The sequence below is a fragment of the Pseudomonas sp. PA1(2017) genome, from assembly GCF_001945375.1.
GTDB lineage: Bacteria > Pseudomonadota > Gammaproteobacteria > Pseudomonadales > Pseudomonadaceae > Aquipseudomonas.
This window is the reverse complement of record NZ_MSXU01000009.1, coordinates 1,194,070-1,213,754: the sequence shown is the minus strand read 5'-3', so window position 1 is coordinate 1,213,754 and position 19,685 is coordinate 1,194,070. Positions and strand designations below refer to the sequence as shown.

Annotated in this window: 17 protein-coding genes; 9 read left to right on the top strand and 8 right to left on the bottom strand. The window is 64.5% G+C overall.

Annotated elements, in window-relative coordinates; all coding sequences use genetic code 11:
* Positions 1–134 precede the first annotated feature (134 nt).
* A complete protein-coding gene (mnmC, locus tag BVH01_RS12455) occupies positions 135–2,093 on the bottom strand; it encodes a bifunctional tRNA (5-methylaminomethyl-2-thiouridine)(34)-methyltransferase MnmD/FAD-dependent 5-carboxymethylaminomethyl-2-thiouridine(34) oxidoreductase MnmC (RefSeq protein ID WP_075930606.1) in 1,959 nt (652 codons plus the stop codon).
* A 142-nt stretch (positions 2,094–2,235) separates the two neighbouring features.
* Between mnmC and pap the strand changes: the two genes are divergently transcribed.
* Positions 2,236–3,729: a polyphosphate:AMP phosphotransferase gene (gene pap / locus BVH01_RS12450; RefSeq protein ID WP_075930605.1), complete on the top strand. Its 1,494-nt coding sequence runs from the start codon at positions 2,236–2,238 to the stop codon at positions 3,727–3,729.
* Positions 3,730–4,006: 277 nt separating this feature from the next.
* Here the strand turns inward: pap and BVH01_RS12445 are convergent, their stop codons facing one another.
* On the bottom strand, positions 4,007–4,408 hold the full coding sequence (locus tag BVH01_RS12445) for a YbaN family protein (RefSeq protein WP_075930604.1): 402 nt from the start codon (positions 4,406–4,408) through the stop codon (positions 4,007–4,009).
* Between the two features lie 16 nt (positions 4,409–4,424).
* Positions 4,425–5,012 carry a YecA family protein gene (locus BVH01_RS12440; protein ID WP_013791085.1) on the bottom strand — a complete coding sequence of 196 codons (588 nt, stop codon included), beginning with the start codon at positions 5,010–5,012 and terminating at the stop codon, positions 4,425–4,427.
* 220 nt (positions 5,013–5,232) lie between these two features.
* Between BVH01_RS12440 and recQ the strand changes: the two genes are divergently transcribed.
* From recQ to BVH01_RS12415, 5 genes are all read left to right on the top strand, one after another.
* Positions 5,233–7,356 carry a DNA helicase RecQ gene (recQ, locus tag BVH01_RS12435; RefSeq protein ID WP_075930603.1) on the top strand — a complete coding sequence of 708 codons (2,124 nt, stop codon included), beginning with the start codon at positions 5,233–5,235 and terminating at the stop codon, positions 7,354–7,356.
* A gap of 110 nt (positions 7,357–7,466) precedes the next feature.
* On the top strand, positions 7,467–7,901 hold the full coding sequence (locus BVH01_RS12430; protein ID WP_074884872.1) for a MarR family transcriptional regulator: 435 nt from the start codon (positions 7,467–7,469) through the stop codon (positions 7,899–7,901).
* A complete protein-coding gene (locus tag BVH01_RS12425; protein WP_075930602.1) occupies positions 7,901–9,301 on the top strand; it encodes a DHA2 family efflux MFS transporter permease subunit in 1,401 nt (466 codons plus the stop codon). The genes BVH01_RS12430 and BVH01_RS12425 overlap by 1 nt, the downstream gene beginning before the upstream one ends.
* Positions 9,302–9,537: 236 nt before the next feature.
* On the top strand, positions 9,538–11,655 hold the full coding sequence (locus BVH01_RS12420; RefSeq protein WP_256562756.1) for a FimV/HubP family polar landmark protein: 2,118 nt from the start codon (positions 9,538–9,540) through the stop codon (positions 11,653–11,655).
* Positions 11,656–12,226: 571 nt separating this feature from the next.
* Positions 12,227–12,520, top strand: a complete 294-nt coding sequence (locus BVH01_RS12415) for a SelT/SelW/SelH family protein (protein WP_075930601.1) — start codon at positions 12,227–12,229, stop codon at positions 12,518–12,520.
* Positions 12,521–12,534: 14 nt separating this feature from the next.
* Here BVH01_RS12415 and BVH01_RS12410 read toward each other — a convergent pair whose 3' ends face one another.
* Together BVH01_RS12410 and BVH01_RS12405 are read right to left on the bottom strand one after the other, a co-directional pair.
* Positions 12,535–12,870, bottom strand: a complete 336-nt coding sequence (locus tag BVH01_RS12410; RefSeq protein WP_075930600.1) for a tRNA-binding protein — start codon at positions 12,868–12,870, stop codon at positions 12,535–12,537.
* A 65-nt stretch (positions 12,871–12,935) separates the two neighbouring features.
* The gene (locus tag BVH01_RS12405; protein ID WP_075930599.1) at positions 12,936–13,694 is read right to left on the bottom strand and encodes an AraC family transcriptional regulator; all 759 of its coding nucleotides are present in this window, start codon (positions 13,692–13,694) and stop codon (positions 12,936–12,938) included.
* Positions 13,695–13,859: 165 nt separating this feature from the next.
* Between BVH01_RS12405 and BVH01_RS12400 the strand changes: the two genes are divergently transcribed.
* Positions 13,860–14,684 (top strand): UDP-2,3-diacylglucosamine diphosphatase, encoded by an 825-nt coding sequence (locus tag BVH01_RS12400; protein ID WP_075930598.1) that lies wholly within the window; start codon positions 13,860–13,862, stop codon positions 14,682–14,684.
* The gene (locus BVH01_RS12395) at positions 14,681–15,715 is read left to right on the top strand and encodes a glycosyltransferase family 1 protein (protein WP_075930597.1); all 1,035 of its coding nucleotides are present in this window, start codon (positions 14,681–14,683) and stop codon (positions 15,713–15,715) included. The genes BVH01_RS12400 and BVH01_RS12395 overlap by 4 nt, the downstream gene beginning before the upstream one ends.
* A 12-nt stretch (positions 15,716–15,727) precedes the next feature.
* On the opposite strand, the gene BVH01_RS12390 is transcribed toward BVH01_RS12395, so the two are convergent.
* The 3 genes from BVH01_RS12390 to BVH01_RS12380 all read right to left on the bottom strand — a co-directional run bounded on the left by BVH01_RS12390 (position 15,728) and on the right by BVH01_RS12380 (position 19,135).
* Complete coding sequence (locus BVH01_RS12390) at positions 15,728–17,116, bottom strand: adenylate/guanylate cyclase domain-containing protein (protein ID WP_075930596.1); 1,389 nt, start codon at positions 17,114–17,116, stop codon at positions 15,728–15,730.
* 177 nt (positions 17,117–17,293) lie between these two features.
* A complete protein-coding gene (locus BVH01_RS12385) occupies positions 17,294–17,611 on the bottom strand; it encodes an Mpo1-like protein (RefSeq protein ID WP_075930595.1) in 318 nt (105 codons plus the stop codon).
* 69 nt (positions 17,612–17,680) lie between these two features.
* Complete coding sequence (locus BVH01_RS12380) at positions 17,681–19,135, bottom strand: TrkH family potassium uptake protein (protein WP_075930594.1); 1,455 nt, start codon at positions 19,133–19,135, stop codon at positions 17,681–17,683.
* A gap of 167 nt (positions 19,136–19,302) precedes the next feature.
* Between BVH01_RS12380 and BVH01_RS12375 the strand changes: the two genes are divergently transcribed.
* Positions 19,303–19,674 (top strand): YkgJ family cysteine cluster protein, encoded by a 372-nt coding sequence (locus BVH01_RS12375; RefSeq protein ID WP_075930593.1) that lies wholly within the window; start codon positions 19,303–19,305, stop codon positions 19,672–19,674.
* Positions 19,675–19,685: the final 11 nt, after the last annotated feature.

Below are 19,685 nucleotides of genomic sequence, written 5' to 3'. Positions count from 1 at the left end.
AATGGTGCTTGCGACGCCAGTTCCGCAGCGAGGCCGCAATCGCTTCGCGCCGGGTCGGCGCTCCCACGCGGACGGTGGTTTGCTCGCGATCATGGGGCGACCCGCGGCAACAGGACATGCCAGCTTATGCCAGCTCAACCTTTGCGAATCAACTGCCGCAGCATGAAACGATTGGGGTGGCAGCCTTCGGCGACGTCGATGGGTACTGGCAGCGGCTCGCCTTCCAGCCAGGCCGCAATCAGTTCGCCGGACAGCGGGGCGGTGATCAGGCCGCGGGAGCCGTGGCCGCTGTTGATGTATAGGCCTTGCTGCCACGGACAGGGGATCGGCGGCACCTGGCGGGCATCGCGGGCCAGCACGGCGTAGGCGGTGGCGAACTGCTCGGCGTCGGCCAGCGGCCCGATGATCGGCAGGTAATCCGGGCTGGTGCAGCGAAAGGCGGCGCGGCCCTGCAAGGTGGCCGGATCGAGGTTATCGGCGTCGAGGCGCTCGGCCAGGTCGCTGGAGATTTCCCGCAGCAGCCCCAGATTGCTGGCGTGCTCGGCGCTGCTTGGCGTGAGGTCGTCACTGTCGAAGTTGAAGCTGGCGCCCAGGGTGTGTTCGCCTTGGCGAACCGGCGCGACATAGCCTTCGGCGCACACCACGGTGCTCAGCCCGGAGCTTCGTGGTGACGCCGGCAACCGACTGATCTGCCCGCGGATGCGTTTGAGGGGCAAATGCGCACTTTGCTCGAAGCGCAGGGTATCCGCCGCGCTGCAGATCACCACCACTGGCGCTTCGGCCAATATCTCCCGGCCGCTCAGTGCCTGCCATTGCCCGTCGACATGCTCGAGCGCCAGGGCTTCCTGGTGGCACTGCAGGCGGATTGCGGGATGGTCGAGCAATTGCACGCAGAGCGCCGGCGGATGCACCCAGCCGGCATCGGGGTAGAACAAGCCGCCACTGGCCAGGCCGATGCCGGCCTGCAATTCGGCCTGCGGGCGGTCCAGCGAGCGCAGCAGTGTGGTCGGGAAGGCCGCGGCGAGCTTGGCCTGGCGCTGGGTTTCGCGCTCGTCGAAGGCCAGTTGCAGCACGCCGCAGTCGTCCCAATCCTGGCCTTTGTGCAGACGTTCGAGCAGCCGGCGGGTGTAGCCAAAGCCATCGACGATCAGTCGCGACAGCGCCGTGCCATGGGCGGACAGCTTGAGGTACAAGACGCCCTGGGGGTTGCCCGAGGCTTCCTGGGCCGCCGCGCCATGGCGCTCCAGCACGGTGACCTGCCAGCCGCGTGTGGCCAGGCTGGCAGCCGTGGCGCAGCCGGCCAGGCCGGCGCCTATCACCAGAGCGCGTCTTTCCTGGTGATGTTGATTGGGACGCGCAAACCAGGGCTTGGCCTGATTGGAGGCCTGGCCGGTGAAGGCGCCGCACATCACTTCCCATTTCTTGCCGAGCCCGGGCACGCGCTTCATGGCGAAGCCCGCCGCGATCAGGCCCCGGCGCACGTAACCGGTGGCGGTGAAGGTGCCCAGGGTGGTGCCTGGTGCGCTCAATCTGGCCAGTTGCGCGAACAGCTCTGGCGTCCACATCTCGGGGTTTTTCGAGGGTGCGAAGCCGTCGAGAAACCAGGCATCGATGCGTGCATCGAGCTGCGGCAGCATGGCCAGTGCATCGCCGACAATCAGCGTCAGCACCACGCGGCCGTCATCGAACACCAGGCGCTGGAAGCCTGGGTTCAGGCAGCGATACGCCTGGAGCAATTGCTGGCTGTAGCGCCTCAGGGCCGGCCATAACACCAGGGCGCGTTGCAGATCCGTCTCGCTGAGCGGGTGTTTCTCGACGCTGACGAAATGCAGGCGTGCGCCGGCGGGCGCCTGCTCATCGAACAGCTGCCAGGCGCAGAGGAAATTCATTGCGGTGCCAAAGCCCGTTTCGCCGACCACCAACTGCTCGCCCGGCTGCAGGGCGGCGAAGCGTCGCGGTAGGTCGTTGTTGTCCAGAAACACGTAGCGCGTCTCTTCCAGGCCGTTTTCCCGGGAAAAGTAGACGTCGTCGTACTGGCGCGAGGAGGGCAGGCCCTGTTCGTCCCAGTCGAGTTGTGCGTATTGGTCGGCCATGGTCGGGTGTCTGTAGCGAGCAGGGCGGCGATTCTAGCAGGGCGAGGGTGCGGTCGTGATGCTTCGGCTTGCTGCAGCGCGTCACTTGCGCTGGATGGTGATCGGCCCCTAGTCTGCATGCACCGTTCAGGAAGAGGTGCTTATGTTCGAGTCCGCCGAGATCGACCACGTCATCGACAAGGCCACGTTCGCCGCCGAAGAGCAGGTGCTGCGCGAGGCCTTGCTCGAAGTTCAGTACGCGCTGCGCGAGCAGGGCCGGCATGCGGTGATCATCCTGATCAATGGCATCGAGGGCGCGGGCAAGGGCGAGACGGTCAAGCTGCTCAACGAATGGATGGACCCGCGCCTGATTCAGGTCAGCACCTTCGACCAACAAACCGACGAGGAGCTGGCCCGGCCGGCGGCCTGGCGCTACTGGCGACAACTGCCGCCAAAGGGGCGCATCGGCATTTTCTTCGGCAATTGGTACAGCCAGATGCTGCAGGGCCGGGTGCACGGCGACCTTAAGAAGGATCAGCTCAACGGCGCTATCGAGGGCGCGCTGGGCCTGGAGCAGATGCTCTGCAACGAAGGTACGCTGATCTTCAAGTTCTGGTTCCACCTGTCCAAGAAGCAGATGCTCAAGCGGCTCGAAACGCTGCAGGACGACCCGTTGCACAGCTGGCGCCTGAGCCCGTTGGACTGGCAGCAATCGAAGACCTATGACAAGTTCGTGCGCGCCGGAGAAGACGTGCTGCGCCGCACCAGCCGTGATTATTCGCCCTGGTACATCGTGGCGGGCGCCGATGCCAATTACCGCAGCCTGACCGTCGGGCGCATCCTGCTCGAAGGCCTGCAGGCGGCGCTGCGCGACAGCCCGGAGCGGGCACCGTTACCGCATGCCACACCGCTGATGACGCGCACCGACCAGCGCAGCCTGCTCGACAGCCTGGATATGCGCCTGAGCCTTGCCAAGGCCGACTACCGCGAACAGCTGGCGCAGGAGCAGGCGCGCCTGGCGCAGCTGATGCGCGACAAACGCATGCGCCGCCACGCGCTGGTTGCGGTGTTCGAGGGCAACGATGCGGCCGGCAAAGGCGGGGCGATTCGCCGTGTGGCGGCGGCGCTGGACCCGCGCCAATACCGCATCGTGCCGGTCGCCGCGCCGACCGAGGAGGAGCGTGCACAGCCCTATCTGTGGCGGTTCTGGCGGCACATTCCGGCGCGTGGCAAGTTCACGGTGTTCGATCGCTCCTGGTATGGCCGCGTGCTGGTGGAGCGGGTCGAGGGTTTCTGTGCGCCCGAGGACTGGCTACGCGCCTATGGCGAGATTAATGATTTCGAGGAGCAACTGAGCAACGCCGGCGTGGTGTTGGTGAAGTTCTGGCTGGCCATCGACGAGCAGACTCAGTTGCTGCGTTTTCGCGAGCGCGAAAACAACCCGGTCAAGCGCTTCAAGATCACCGAGGAAGATTGGCGCAACCGCGAGAAGTGGCCGCTGTACCGCGAAGCGGTTGGCGATATGGTCGACCGCACCAGTACCCGCCTGGCGCCCTGGACGCTGGTCGAGGCCAACGACAAGCAGTTCGCCCGGGTCAAGGTGCTGCGCACCATCAACGATGCGCTGGAAGCGGCGTTCGAAAAGGCCAGGCATTGATCTTTAGCGGGCGGGTGGACGGATGCTTCATCCGTCCACCGCTTTATGATTGCAATGGTGGATGAAAAAGCGCCGGCTACGCGCCCCGATCTAACCTACGTCTACCATGATCGTGAGCAACCCACCGCCCGCGTAGGAGCGTCGCCCTCGGCGCGAAAAGATTGCGGCCTTGCTGCGAGATCAGCATCGAGCACACCATCCGCTGCGGGTCGCGGCTCCCATCACGATCGTGAGCAACCCAACGTCCGCTTAGGGACGCCGCGTCGGAGCGAGCCGTTCAGCGGCGATCCGGCAGGGTCTTCTGCTTGAGGATATACAGGCTGACCAGCACGGCACTAGTCAGCATGAACAGCCGTGCCCAGATCAGCGGCACCAGAACGCAGGAAATGCCGATGCTCAGCCACATCAGGCTGATGGCGTAGATCTTGGCCTTGCGCGGGATGCCTTCGCCGGCCAGGTAGTCGCGAATCCATGGCCCTAGCTGCGGGTGCTCGACCAGCCACAGGTAAAAGCGCTTGGAGCTGCGCATGAAGCACGCCGCAGCCAGCAGCAGGAAAGGCGTGGTGGGCAGCAGCGGCAGGAAGATGCCGAGCACGCCCAACGCCACGCTCAGCCAGCCGATGGTCAGCAGGCAGTAGCGCAGCAGTGGGTTGCGGGTCTCGAAGGGTTCGCGCGCCATGACGATGGCGGCGCTGTTAGTGGTGGCGGGGCTTGAGCAGCGCCGGCTTCTCGTCAGGAGCGTTGCACAGCAGGAACAGGGCAGTCAGCAACTCGGGGATCTGATCGACCATGCTGTCGACCAGGTCGCGGTCACGGGCGATCTCGGCGAATTCCGGCTGCTCGTCGAACAGGCCCGAACCGACCATGATCGGCAGCAGCAGCTCGCTGACTTCGTCTTCGGCGTCGTCGAACCACACGCTTTCGCGCAGGAACACGCCTTCCATGAAGCCGATGCACCAGCCGCGCAGGTCGGAGTCGTCCGGCTCGTCGCCCAGGTCCAGGTCGCACGGCACTTCCGGCTCGTCGTCGCTGGCCAGCTGACGGGCGATATGGGCCTGCAGCTGGATCAGGGTGGCTTCGATTTCGTCACGCTCCTCGTCACTGCGGTAGTGCGGTGGCTCGGAGAACAGGGCATCGATCCACTCGCGCGGCTCGATCTTTTCCGGGCAGATGGACAGCGCCGTCAGGTAGCCATGGGCGGCGACATAGTCCAGAGCCTCTTCATGCAGGTCATCGGCATCGAGAAAGGCTTGCAGACGGGACAGTTGCTCGGCGAAGGACATCAGTGGCTACCTTGAGGAAGAAGTAAACGAGGCTGGATTCTAGCAGGCTGCTGAAAAACTATCTGCGTTGCCACGCCCTAAACAGGCTGGCTTGGGTTTTTCAACGAGCTTGCAAGTGCAGACCGGCTCAAGCGGCCAGAGTTGCAGGTAAAGAAAGGCTTCAAGGACGCACCTGGCGGCACAGGTGCGTATAATGCGTCGCTTGATTCGGAGACCCTACATGCTCGAGCAGGCGCAACGCATCCTCAAAGACGTATTCGGCTATGACAGCTTCCGGGGTCGCCAGGGTGCGATCATCGAGCGCGTGGCCAGCGGCGGCGATGCGTTGGTACTGATGCCCACCGGCGGCGGCAAGTCGCTGTGTTTCCAGGTTCCGGCGCTGCTGCGTGAGGGGCTGGCGGTGGTGGTCTCGCCGCTGATCGCGTTGATGGACGATCAGGTGGCCACCCTGGAAGAGCTGGGCGTGGCGGCCGTGGCGCTGAACTCGACGCTCGAGGCCGATCAGCAGCGCGACATCGCCGCGCGCATCCGTCGCGGCGAGATCAAGATGCTCTATCTCGCACCGGAGCGCCTGGTGCAGCCGCGCATGCTGGATTTCCTGCAGCAGCTGCAGATCGCCCTGTTCGCCATCGACGAAGCCCACTGCGTGTCGCAATGGGGCCATGATTTCCGCCCCGAGTACCTGCAACTGGGTCAACTGGCCGAGCTGTTTCCCGAGGTGCCGCGCATCGCCCTGACCGCGACCGCGGACATGCGCACCCGCGAGGAAATCGTCAATCGCCTGCACCTGCAGAACGCCGAGCGCTTTCTGTCAAGCTTCGACCGCCCCAACATCTTCTACCGCATCGTGCCCAAGGAGCAGCCACGCAAGCAGTTGCTGGCGTTCCTGGCGGCACGCAAGGGCGATGCCGGCATCGTCTATTGCCTGTCACGCAAGAAGGTCGAGGAAGTGGCGAGTTTCCTGACCGAGCAGGGCTTCCCGGCGTTGCCATATCACGCCGGCCTGCCGGCCGAGTTGCGGGCCTTCAACCAGAAGCGCTTTCTCAACGAGGAAGGCCTGATCATGGTGGCGACCATCGCCTTTGGCATGGGCATCGACAAGCCCAACGTGCGCTTCGTCGCGCACCTGGATTTGCCCAAGTCCCTGGAAGCCTACTATCAGGAAACCGGTCGCGCCGGGCGCGACGGTTTGCCGGCCGATGCCTGGATGGCCTATGGCCTGCAGGACATGATCTTCCTCAAGCAGATGCTCGCCAATTCCGAAGGCGACGAGCGCCACAAACGCGTGGAGCAGCACAAACTCGACGCGATGCTGGCGCTGTGCGAAGAAACCCGCTGTCGCCGCCAGGTGCTGCTGGCCTATTTCGATGAAGAACTGCCGCAGCCTTGTGGGCACTGTGACAACTGTACCGACGGCGTACAGACCTGGGACGCCACCGAACCCGCCCGCCAGGCACTGTCGGCGATCTATCGCAGTGGCCAGCGTTATGGCGTCGGCCATCTGGTGGACATCCTGCTGGGCCGCGACAACGAAAAGATGCGCGGCCTCGGTCATCAGCACCTGTCGGTCTTCGGCGTGGGCAGCGCGCTCAGTGAGGGCGAATGGCGTTCGCTGTTCCGCCAGTTGGTCGCCCGCGGCTTGGCGGATGTCGACCTCGAAGGCTTTGGCGGCTTGCGGTTGTCCGACAGCTGCCGCCCGCTGCTGCGCGGTGAGGTGACCCTGCAATTGCGTCGCGACCTCAAGCCTCAGCAGAGCGCCAAGGCATCCGGCAGCGCCGCACGGCAGCTGGTGCGTGGAGACGAGCGCGAGCAGTGGGAAGCGCTGCGTGCCCTGCGCAAGCGTTTGGCCGAAGAGCACGCAGTGCCGCCTTATGTGATCTTCCCCGATGCCACGTTGCTGGAAATGCTGCGCAGCAAGCCGACCACCATGGCCGAGATGGCCCGCGTCAGCGGTGTCGGTGCGCGCAAGCTCGAGCGTTACGGCGAGGCCTTCCTGGAAGTGCTGGCCGGCGCCGACACGCCGGCGCCGGTAGTCGACCTGCGCCATGAGCTGGTCAGCCTGGCCCGCGCCGGCATGACGCCGAGCCAGATCGCCTCCCAGTTGGGCTGTAGCCCGAAAAGCGCCTACGCGATGCTCGCCGAAGCCATCGCCGCGCAGCAGATTTCCCTGCAGCAGGCCCTCGATCTGCCTGAGGAGCTGCTGGGTGAAATCCAGGATGCGTTCCTCGATGGAGAGGGCGAGTTACCGTCGGTCGCCGAGGTCAGCCCGCTTTTCGCCGGTCGCCTGGAAGAGGGCGTGCTGCACTGCGTGCGCGCCGCGCTGCAGGCCGAGTTCGAGGCCTGATCGAATAGGCGACAGGGGTGTGCCTGGTTACGACGGCAACCTTGCTCTCTGCCAAAAGCTATGGTTAGCTCGCTAATAATTAGTTTTTGATAATTCCAAGAGCGGCCTCCATGTCCCCATCCGAACCCCATCGTTTCGCCATGCAGGTGGCGCAATTGTCCCGCGCCTGGCGCGCAGAACTCGACCGTCGCCTCGCCGGGCTGGGTCTTTCCCAGGCCCGCTGGCTGGTGCTGTTGCATATTGGTCGCTTCGCCGAGCTGCCGACCCAGCGTGAACTGGCGCAGAGCGTCGGGGTGGAAGGGCCGACGCTGGCCCGGCTGCTCGACAGCCTGGAGGCCCAGGGCCTGGTGGTGCGCCATGCAGTACCGGAAGATCGCCGCGCCAAGAAAATCGCCCTGTGTCCGCCCGCCAAGCCGCTGATCGAGAAGATCGAGGCGATTTCCACGCAATTGCGCGAGGAGCTGTTCGCCGGCATCGATCAGGAAGACCTGCGCCGTTGCCAGCAGGTGCACGCACGCATTCTGGGTAACCTGGAGCGGCGTTGATGCAGGACCTGTCTCTGCTGCAGAGACGCTACGGGCCGCGCTATCCGACTTACCTGCTGATCGTGCTGATGCTCGGCAGCATGGCGATGATTCTGGCTTCGACCAGCGTCAACGTCGCGCTGCCGGCGATCATGGCCGACTTTCGCATCGGCCGCCCCGTGGCCCAGTGGCTGTCCACCGGCTTTCTCGCCTCGATGACCTCCGGGCTGCTGCTGTCCGCCTGGGCCCAGGCGCGTTTTGGCGCCAGGGCCACGGCGCAGGCCGGCCTGGCGGTATTCATCGTCACCTCACTGCTCGCCCTGGTCGCCAGCGCGGCCTGGCAATTGATCACTTTGCGCATCATCCAGGGCTTGTGCGCCGGCATCGTCCAGCCGCTGGCCATGGTGCTGATCTTCCGGGTATTCGCCGGCGGCGGTCGCGGCGCTGCTCTGGGTGCCTACGGGCTGGGCGTGATGATCGCGCCCACGCTGGGGCCGACCATCGGTGGTTACCTGGTCGATATCTTCGGCTGGTACGCGGTGTTCTGGCTGCCCTTGCCGATGTGCTTCCTGGCCATGCTGGCCGGCCTGTTCCTGATGCCCAGCGAGCGCCAGCGCGACACGCCGTTTCTCGACCTGTGGGCCTTCGTGCTGCTCAACGTCGGGTTGTTCGCCACCCTCGGCGCCTTGGCCGAGGCCCAACGTTTCCCCTGGGCCGAGCCACGCGTATGGGCGCCGGGCGTGACCGGAGTGGCGGCCACCGCCGGATTTCTGTGGCGTAGCCGCTTCAGCAGCCAGCCCTTACTGCCGCTGGCGCTGTGGCGGCACGTCGGCTTTCGCAAGGCCAGCTGGGTGGCGCTGGCACTGGGTATGGGCCTGTACGGCACCACCTACATCATTCCGCTGCACGTGCAGGCCATCGAGGGCTACAGTGCGGGCTGGGCAGGCCTGCTGCTGTTGCCGACCGGCATCGTGATGGGCATTGCCTCGTTCATGGGCGGGCGCCTGAGCGATCACCTGTCGACGGCCGTGCTGCTGGTCTCGGGCCTGCTCGCGCTGGTGGTGTCGTCGATCGGTCTTGGCTGGCTGGAACCTGGGGCCTCTTTCGTCGTGCTGTGCTTCTGGGCCTGTGTCGGGCGGATCGGCCTCGGCATTCTGCTGCCGGCGCTGACCACCGGCGCCTTGGACGCGCTCGACCGTGAGCAGGTGCCCCATGGCGCAGGTGCCATCACCTTCGTGCGGCAGCTCGGCGGGGCATTCGGTGTGAATCTTCTAACGTTTTTCCTGGAGTGGCGGCATCGCCAGGAGGGCGGTGATTTCCCTGCCGAGGTGGCGGCATTCCAGCAGAGTTTCTGGCTGATGGGCGCGCTGTTCGCGTTGACGATACTCGCGGCATGGCGCCTGCGGCCGTCACAAGGTTGACGGCCATCACATAACTAGCCGTATTTCTGGCTTTTTGCGTATGATGGCCAGATGCTCGACCGATATGAGTTGAACGGGCCGAGAAACTCGCAAGTCTTTGAATTATGACCATACTCACTACTCGGTGGGACAAGGAGCGTTTGCCGAGGCAGCGCTATGCATGCCGCACCTTGCAGAATCGTCGGCCCGGTTAGAGCCGCTGCAACTGTTTTCGAGCGGAGTTATCGGGAGCTTTTATGACTCATGTTCGTCATCTGCTAATCGGCCTGGCATCGAGCTCGGCGTTCTATTCGGGGCTGGCGCCTGCGCTGGGGCTGGGTGAGATCACCCTGCATTCGGCACTCAACCAGCCACTGAACGCTGAAATCCAGTTGCTGGCGGTGGGCGACGACATGACCACCTCGGATATCAAGGTGGCGTTGGCGCCAGCCGATGCCTTCAACCGTGCCGGCGTCGACCGCGTTTATTTCCTCAACGATTTGCGTTTCAGCCCCTTGCTGCGTGGCGGTAAGAGTGTCGTGCGGGTGGTGTCCAACCAGCCGGTGCGCGAGCCCTACCTGAACTTCATCGTCGAGCTGAAGCGCCCCGGTGGGCAGTTGCTGCGCGAATACACGGTGCTGCTCGATCCGCCGTCTTCGTCCGCTTACAGCAGCCAGGCCGCGCCGGTGAGCGATCAGCAGTTCACATCCTACGCGCCACCACGCCGCACGCCGATCGCCAGCCGCGGTGAGCGTTACCAGGTGGCTAGCGGCGAAAGCCTGTGGACCATCGCTTCCAAGCTGCGCGTCGATGGCGACAAGTCGTCGTTGCAGGATCTGATGCTCGACATCCACGCGCTCAACCCTGATGCGTTCAGCAACGGTGATATCCATCGCCTGCGCGCTGGCGCTTCACTGCTGCTGCCCGATCACGCACGCGTGGCCGAGGCCGCGCCGGCTCAGCCTGCCGACTCCGCCGCGCCTGCGCAGCCGGCCGCACCGGCGCAGATCATCCCCGACACCGCTCCCCAGCAGCCTGCCGAACCGCAGGTCGAGGTGCTGGCGCAGATTCGTCGTGTCGAGGAGGAGGTCGCCAACCGCACCGCCGAGAACCTGCAACTGCAGCAGGATCTGTTGACCGTGCAGAACCAGTTGAAGGACATGATGACGCGCATGGACGCGCGTGATCAGCAGATCGCCCAGTTGCTCGAACAACTGGCCCAGCGCCCGGCAGCCGCGCCGGTCGCACCCGCTGAGCCAGTGCCACAAGCCGCCGCGCCAAGCGCTGCCCCGCAGCCCGCGCCGGCACCGGCCACCGCTGCAGCGCAGCCGGCTCAGGCAGAGGGATTCTGGAGCCTTTGGAACATCCTGATGGCTGCCCTGTTGGGGTTGCTGGCGCTGCTGCTGGTGCTGTTCAAGCGCAAGCGCAAACCCGATCCGCAGGCCGTCGCCGAGCCGGTGGTCGTCGTGCCGCCGGTGGTACAGGCATCTGTAGTCGAGCCCGTCGAGCCAGTCGTCGTACCGCGCGCCGCGGAGGTGGACGTACCGCCGCCGGTGCGAGCACCGATCGCACCACGCACCGACACCAGCTCCACCGATCCGCTGGACGCTGCCAATATCTACCTGGCCTACGGCCGCCTGGGCGAGGCGGTATCGGTGCTGCGTCAGGCGTCCCAGGCCAATCCGCAACGCCTGGATATCGGCTTCCGTCTGCTTGAGGTGTTGGCGCAGAAGGGCAATGTCGCCGCCTTTGCCGAAGAAGAAATGCGCTTGCGTCAGGCTGGCTTCGACGGTGCCCGTATCGACGGGCTCAAGGCGGGCTACCCGGCGCTGTTCGCCCAGCCAGCCGCCGATGAGCTTGAGCCGCTCGAGTCGCTCGGGCCGCTGGAAGATCTGACCCTGGATCTGGACGAGGTGCCCGCGCCAGCGCCCCAGCAAAAGCCCCAGGAGGACGACTTCCAGCTCAACCTCGACGACCTGTCGCTGGATGCCGACTGGGATCTGGTGAACCCCTTCGAAAACGCGTCGCGCAAGAAGCGCCCTGGCGCCGAGGCGGATACGCCGACGGTGGCCGAGGAAGCGCCAGAGGATATCTTCGGCCATGACGTGCACAGCCCGTTCGCCGGCACCATGCTGGTCGAGGAGGAAGGGCCGCAGGAGCAATGGCTGGAACTGGATGAGCTGCCAGCGGAATCGTCCGAGGACGCCGAGCGCTTCGTCACCAATCACCAGAACCTTACCAAGCTCAACCTGGCGATGGCCTATATCGAACAGGATGACCTGGAAGCCGCCTGTGACATCCTCAACGAGGTGATCAACGAAGGCGACGAGGAAGAGAAGCAGGAAGCCCGCGAGTTGCTCGCGCGTATTGCGTAAAGGCGCCGGTTGCAGCCTTATCGCGATTACGATGTTGCGCCCACTCTTCGCCGTGGCTCGCGGCTCCTAAGCGATCGCGTGCAACCCAACACTCACGTAGGAGCGCCGCCCCGGCGCGAAGCGATTGCAGCCTTGCCGCGAATACGGCATTGCGCCCACCATTCGCCGCGGGTCGCGGCTCCTACAGGATCGCGTGCAACCCAATACTCTGTAGGAGCGCCGCCCCGGCGCGAAGCGATTGCAGCCTTGCCGCGAATACGGCATTGCGCCCACCATTCGCCGCGGGTCGCGGCTCCTACGTGATCGTGTGCAATCCAGCACTCATGTAGGAGCGCCGACCTCGGCGCGAAGCGATTGCAGCTTTGCGGCGGTTACAGCATTGCGCCCACCATTCGCCGCGGGTCGCGGCTCCTACGCGATCGCGTGCAATCCAGCACTCATGTAGGAGCGCCGACCTCGGCGCGAAGCGATTGCGGCCTCACCGCAATGACGGCATGCGCGCCGCTATCCTCCGCGCACAAGACAATGCTCTTCGGCGCTAAGATGGCCGCATTAGCTGCGGAGACGATTGATGACACCTGATAAAGCGGAAGTAACCATCACCTACTGCACCCAGTGCCAATGGCTGCTTCGCGCTGCCTGGCTGGCTCAGGAGCTGCTTTCCACTTTCGCCGATGACCTGGCCAGGGTCAGCCTGGAGCCGGCCACCGGCGGTACGTTCCGCATTCAGTGCAACGGCGTTGAGATCTGGGAGCGCAAGGCTGACGGTGGTTTCCCCGAGGCCAAGGTGCTCAAGCAGCGGGTGCGCGATCAGATCGATCCGGCCCGCGACCTGGGCCATAACGATCGCCCGGCTGGTAGCTGAAACCGACCAGCGCGTCAGGCCAGGCGTGCGCCGTTGGGCAATGGCTTGTCGAAGCTGGCCAGCACCACCTTGCCGTCGCTGTCATAAACACCCGTGACCAGTACGTCGGAACGCACTCCGGCAACACGCTTGGGTGCGAAATTGCACACGCACAGCACTTGGCGCCCCACCAGCTCGTCGGCGCGGTAATGGGCGGTCAGCTGTGCGCTGGAGGTGCGGATGCCCAATTCGCCGAGGTCGACCTGCAGCACATAGGCAGGCTTGGTTGCTTTGGCGTTGGGTGCCGCGCTGATTACGGTGCCGACGCGTAGTTCGACGCGCTCGAAGTCCTGCCACTCGATGATCTGCATGATGCGCTCCTGTTTTGATCGCACTTTAGCGTGCTGGCTCGGGAGGCGCTGTCGCGGGACTGGCGTTAATCGTCGCCAGAGTGGCGTTCACGCAGCGCCCTCGGCGTTTCACCGAATTGCCGGGAGAGGGCAGCAGTGAAAGCGCTCTGCGAGGTATAGCCGACCCGGGCGGCGATCTCGCCGACGCTCAGGCGGCTGTTGTGCAGCAGTTGGCGGCCCAGGCGCAGGCGTTTGTCACGCACGTAGGCCATGGGCGTGAGCCCGGTCTCGTCGAGAAAACGGTGGTGGAAGCGTGCTGCCGAAAGCCCGGTCAGGCCGGCCAGGTCCGCCACCTGGATGGGGTGGGCCGCGTGCCGTTCGATGTAGGCGTTCAGCGCGCTCAATGGCAGGCCCGGGCTTGGGCGCAGTTGCGCCTGGGTATTGAGGCTGGCCAGCAGCAGGATGGCGCCTTGGCGAGCGATCAGCGGATCATCCACCGCGCTGGCTGCCAGCCAGTTGACCAGGCCGCTTTGCGCCGCCAATAGCTCGACTTTTCGCGGCTTCTCCAGGAGGCGGTGGCTGGCGTCGATATGGTCACCCAGGTGCCGCTCCAGCCAGTCACCGGCTGGAACGTCGAGCACCAGGCATTCGCTGCCGTTGCGGCTTTCGCAGGCGTGGCGTGCATCAGCCGGCACCACGGCCAAGGTTTGCCGGCTGACGCGAGTGCCCATGCCCGCCACCTCGAACTGCAGGTGGCCGCTCAGGCCGAACACCAACTGGGCGTGCCCATGTTCGTGACAGAGGATGTCTTGATGGTAATGGCGAACTGACAAAAGCGCTGACATGGCGTGTTCCTCGAGCAGTGGAGCCAGTTTACGCCGTGGCTGACGCTTTGCGCGCACGGGTTAGTGGGGGAGCGGAGTACGGTCGTCATCGAATTGCCATGCTGCGTTCACAATCAGTTCACCGCGCTCGCGCAAGCTCGGCCAAAATCTGCCGGAGACCGCCCGATGAGCATCGAACCCCTGGTAAGACAGAGCCGCAAGCAACGCGTACGTACGCTGTGGATCTCCGACGTGCACCTGGGCACGCGCGACAGCCAGGCCGAACACCTGGCGGCTTTTCTCAAACGCTATCAGGCCGAGCGGATCTATCTGGTGGGCGACATCATCGATGGCTGGAAGCTGCGCGGCGGTATCTATTGGCCCCAGGCGCACACCAACGTGATTCGCCGCCTGCTGACCATGAGCAAGCGCGGCACCGAGGTCATCTATGTCACCGGCAACCACGACGAATTCCTGCGCCGTTACTCGAAGCTGCTGCTGGGCAACATCCAGCTGGTCGACGAAGCCGAGCACGTGACCGCCGATGGCCGCAAGCTGCTGGTCATTCATGGCGACCAGTTCGACGTGATTACCCGCTATCACCGCTGGCTGGCATTTCTCGGCGACTCGGCGTACACGGTGACCCTGGTGCTCAACCGCTGGCTGAACCACTGGCGGCGCCGTTACGGCTATGGTTACTGGTCACTGTCGGCCTACCTCAAGCACAAGGTGAAGACGGCGGTGAACTTCATCAGCGATTTCGAAGAGGCGATCACTCATGAGTGCGCGCGCCGGGGCTTCAACGGCGTGGTATGCGGGCATATCCACCACGCCGAGATCCGCAAGCTGGGCGACGTCGAGTACCTAAACTGTGGCGACTGGGTCGAGTCCTGTACGGCGCTGATCGAGCACCCGGATGGCCGCATCGAGCTCTATCGGCTGGCCGAGGAGCAGCAGCGTCTGGCGCAGCTGCAGGCCGACAAGGTGGCGGTCATCGAGCCGGCGGCATGAGGCTGCTGATCGTCAGCGACGCCTGGGCGCCCCAGGTCAATGGTGTGGTCACCAGCCTATTGGCATTGGTTGAAGAGCTACGCGCCATGGGGCATCAGGTCGAGGTGCTGTCGCCGCAGACCTTTCGCTGCATACCATGCCCGAGTTATGGGGAGATCCCCCTGGCCTGGAACCTGTGGCGCGTCGGCCCGGCCATCGAGACCTTCGCGCCGGACTGCGTGCATCTGGCGACCGAAGGCCCGTTGGGCTGGGCCGCCAGGCGTTGGTTGCTACGCCGTGGCCTGGCGTTTTCCAGCGCGGTGCACACGCGCTTTCCCGAATACCTGACGGCGCGCTGCAGCTGGATCGGGCTGGGAGTGGGCTATGCCTGTTTGCGGCTGTTCCACCGGCATAGCCAGGCGGTGCTGGTCAGTACCGAGCGCCTGCGCACCGGGTTGGCCGGGCGCGGGCTCAGGCGTCTGGTGCTGTGGCGCAAGGGCGTGGATACGCGGCGTTTCGCACCCAGACCGGGAACCGCTGCACCGGTGAGTGCGGTCTTTCTTTATGTCGGGCGTATCGCGCCGGAGAAAAACCTGCAGGCGTTTCTCGACCTGCAATTGCCAGGTGAGAAGTGGGTGGTGGGTGATGGCCCGCAACGCCCAATGCTGGAGCAGGCCTATCCGGGGGTAAAATTCTTCGGCTATCAGCATGGTGAGGCACTTGCCGATTTCTACCGGCGCGCCAGTGTGCTGGTGTTTCCGTCGCTCACCGACACCTACGGCTTGGTGATGCTCGAAGCCCAGGCCTGCGGCACGCCGGTGGCGGCCTTTGCCGTGGCCGGGCCGCTGGATGTGGTGGTGCCGGGTGTCACCGGCGTGGTTGGCGAGGATTTGCGTGATGCTTGCCTGGCGGCACTGGAGCTGGATCGCGCACGTTGCGCCGAGGAGGCGGGGCGCCAATCGTGGAGGGCTTCGGCTGTGGAGTTTCTCGCCAGCCAGCCGCTGCTCAACGGCACCCCGGCGAAACTGACGACGGTGGCGCGCAGTTGCTGAGCGCCGCTCGCGTCACATGATGATCTTATCGCGCAGCTTCTCGGCGGCCTTTTCCAGGGCCTCGATGACCCGGTCCTTGTCGAAGTTCTGGATGCCGTTGGTATCCAGGTACATGGAGAAACCAGGCAACTCGTGCTCCATGTAGCTGGAACTGGCGCCCAGGTCACGGCGGAAGTCCACCACCTGATAGATCTGCACCGGGCGGGTGAAGCCCTTGACGTTGATCTGGCCCTTGTCGCGGCACATGATCACGTCCTTGACCAGCGAATAGGTCTCGTGGGAGATCAGGATCTCGCCGGCTTCGGCGGCGCTTTCCAGGCGGCTGGCGAGGTTCACGTCGCGGCCGATGATGGTGTAGTCCATGCGCGTATCGGCGCCGAAGTTGCCCACCGTGCAATAACCGGTGTTGAGGCCCATGCGGATCTCCAGCGGCTTGGTGATGCCCTGGGCGCGCCAGTGCTGGCGCAGCACCTTCATGTGCTTGCGCATGGCGATGGCCATGGACACCGCGGCCATGGCGTCTTTCTTGGCGCCTTGGCTGCTCGGGTCACCGAAGAACACCATCACGCTGTCGCCGATGAACTTGTCGATGGTGCCGCCGAACTTCATGCAGATCTTCGACATCTCGTTGAGATAGGTGTTGAGCAGGTCGGTGAGTGCCTCGGCTTCCAGCTCTTCGGACAGCTCGGTGAAGCCGCGAATGTCGGAGAAGAACACCGTGAGCTTCTTGCGCTGGGTTTCCAGGCGCACGTGTTTCTTGCCGCTGAAGATCGACTCCCACACCTGGGGTGACAGGTACTTGGCCAGGCTCCTGGCGAGGCGCGCGGCCTTTTCCTGCTCGCCCTTGATCTGGTTGCGCACCTGCGCGAGGCGGATGCCCTGCTGGTGCACGAAGTAGGCGGAAATGCAGATGTAGAGCGTGGTGAACGCGATGCTCACCAGGGCCACCAGCGCAGGCGTTTCCAGCGCTACGTGCAGCTCGGTGAGCGAGGCGGTGAGCAGGGTGCCGCTGAACGCGACCAGCAACGCCAGGCCCATGTCGCGCAAGCCACCGACGATCAGCGTGCTGAAGCTCAGGGTCAGCAGGAACATCAGGCTGGGCACCACGGAGAAGCCCAGCAGCGCGGCGAACGCACCGCAGTGAAGGGCGTCGACGAACAGCAGGGTCATCAGGGTGCGGTGCCGATGGTCATCACGAAAGCGCTTGCTCAGCCAGTGCGCCAGATGGGGGTAGAGCAGGGCGTAGGGCACGATCCACAGCAGGTTGTGGCTGAATACCTGCACGTAGGTGCCGGCCGCGACGCTGGCGGCCACGGCGAGATAGGCCAGCACCCGTGAATAGTATTCGCGGGTGAGCAGCGACGGCAGGCCGTTCGGAACGACGGGAAGAGTGATATTCATGCGCTAACGGCGACCCCTGCTGAAAGTCCGACTGCATGACCGATCGCCAGGCTGCAAGCGGCGTGCGGACGGGGCCAGCGGAAAGTTGGGATCATATACGCTGCCAGGCCGGTCGGCAAAGGCGCAATGCCCTGACGCCATGAATCGCAGCGTGCAGAGATCGCGCCTGGCGGCTACTCAGAAACGAATGCGTCCGGTGAGCATGTCCTTGAGCATCACCCAGTCGCCCATCAGCGAGTACAGCGGGTACTCAAAGGTGGCGGGGCGATTGCGTTCGAAGGCGAAGTGGCCGACCCAGGCGAAACCATAGCCAATCACCGGCAGAGCCAGCAGCCACAGCCATTGCCCACTGATCAGCGCATAGCCGAGCACCACCAGCACCAGCAGGCTGCCGACATAATGCAGGCGCCGGCAGGTCGGGTGGCGGTGCTCTTCCAGGTAGTAGGGATAGAACTCGGCGAAGGAGTTGAAACGCTCACTGGGCTGGCTGCTCATGGGCGGCTTCCTGTTGTTGTTATGTCAGGAGAGTTTAGGCCGATTCCGGATCGTCTGCAGTGGCCGGGATCAGTGGCGCCAGAATGCCGGCATCAGCAACACCAGCACGGTGAGGATTTCCAGGCGACCCATCAGCATACCCAGGGTCAGCAGCCACTTGGCCATGTCCGGCAGGCTGGCGTAGGTGCCGGCCGGGCCGATGATCGGGCCCATGCCCGGGCCGACGCCGGCGACGGTGCTGGCGGCGCCGCTCAGGGCGGTGATCCAGTCCAGGCCGCAGAGGGTCAGGGCCAAGGCCAGCACGGCGATGATGATGGTGAAGAAGAACGAGAAGGTCAGGATCGAGCGAACGATGTCTTCGTCCAGGCGATGACGGTTGTATTGCTGCTTGATCACTGCGCGCGGGTGCACCAGTTGCATCAGGTTGGCCTTGAGCAGGATGTAGGCGACCTGGAAGCGGAAGATCTTCAGGCCGCCGGCCGTGGAGCCCGAGCAGCCGCCGATGAAGCCCAGGTAGAAGAACAGCATCCCGGCGAAACCGCCCCACAGCGAGTAGTCGCCCAGGGCGAAGCCGGTGGTGGTCATCACCGAGGTGGCGTTCACGGCGACGTGGCGCAGGGCATCGAGCCAGTGCAGGTCGGTGGTGAAGTAATACCAGGTGCCCATGCACAGCCAGACGCTCAGCAAGATGCCGAGAAAACCGCGCACCTGCTGGTCGCCCAGCACGGCGCCGTAGTTGCCGCGCAGGGTCGAGACGTAGAGCACGAAGGGCAGGCTGCCGAGAATCATCAGCACCACGGCGACCCAGTGCACGGCCGGCTGCGTCCATTTGGCCAGGGACAGGTCCGAGGTGGAGAAACCACCCGTGGAAATCGCCGACATGCTGTGGTTGATCGCGTCGAAGAAACTCATGCCGGCCAGCCAGAAGGCCAGGCAGCCGAGCAGACTGATGCCGAAGTAGGCTACCGCCATGTACTTGGCGACCATGTGCGAGCGCGGCATGACCTTGTCGGAGCGGTCCGAGGATTCGGTCTGGAACAGGCGCATGCCACCGATGCGCAGCATGGGCAGAATCGCCACCGCCATGGCGATGAAGCCGATGCCGCCGAGCCAGTGCAGCATCGAGCGCCAGATCAGGATGCCCGGCGACATGCTGTCCAGGCCGATCAGTACCGTGGCGCCGGTGGCGGTGATGCCCGACATGCTTTCGAAGAAGGCGTCGGTGTAGCTCATGTGCTGGGTGAACATGAACGGCAGGGCGGCGAAGATGCACACCATCAGCCAGCTCGACACCGTCAGCAGGTACATGTCTCGCGGGCGCAGATGCACGTCCTGGGGCTTGCCGCGGGCGATCATGGACAGCCCGGCGATGAAGGTGACCAGGCTCGACCAGGCGAAGGGGCTCACTTCCGCGGCGCGGTCGAAGATGAACAGCGTGAACATCGGGCCGATCATGCCAATGGCCAGGGTGATCAGGAAAATGCCATTGATGAACGCGATGAGTCGTAGGGTCGGCCAGGCCATCGGTGTTATCCGCGAAAAAGTGGCGCCATTCTACCTGTGCCGGCATTGCTGTAAACCTGCCCATACGGCCCGTCTTCAGGCGCTTGCAGGCCTCTTTACAAGTGGCTTGCAGTGCATAGAATACGCCGCCAGGTGCCGGCCCTTGCCGGTTTCTGAGCCCTCTGATCATGTCCGAAACCAATCCTTGTCTAGCGTGTGGCGCCTGCTGCGCGTATTTTCGTGTGTCCTTCTTCTGGGGCGAATGCCAATCCGCCGGTGGCAGCGTGCCGGACGAGCAAGTCATCCAGATCTCACCGCACCTGGTCGCCATGCGCGGTACCGAAACCAAGCCCGCTCGCTGTAACGCGTTGCTCGGCGATGTGGGGCAGGGCACCCGCTGCACGCAGTACGCGCAGCGCTCCAGCACCTGTCGCGATTTCGAAGCTTCCTGGGTCAATGGCGAGCACAACCCGCGCTGTGACGATGCGCGTAAGGCTTATGGCCTGCCGCCACTGACGCCGCCGTTGCAGCCGGAGCTGTCGCCGGATCGGGTGGCGTAGTAACTGCTGAT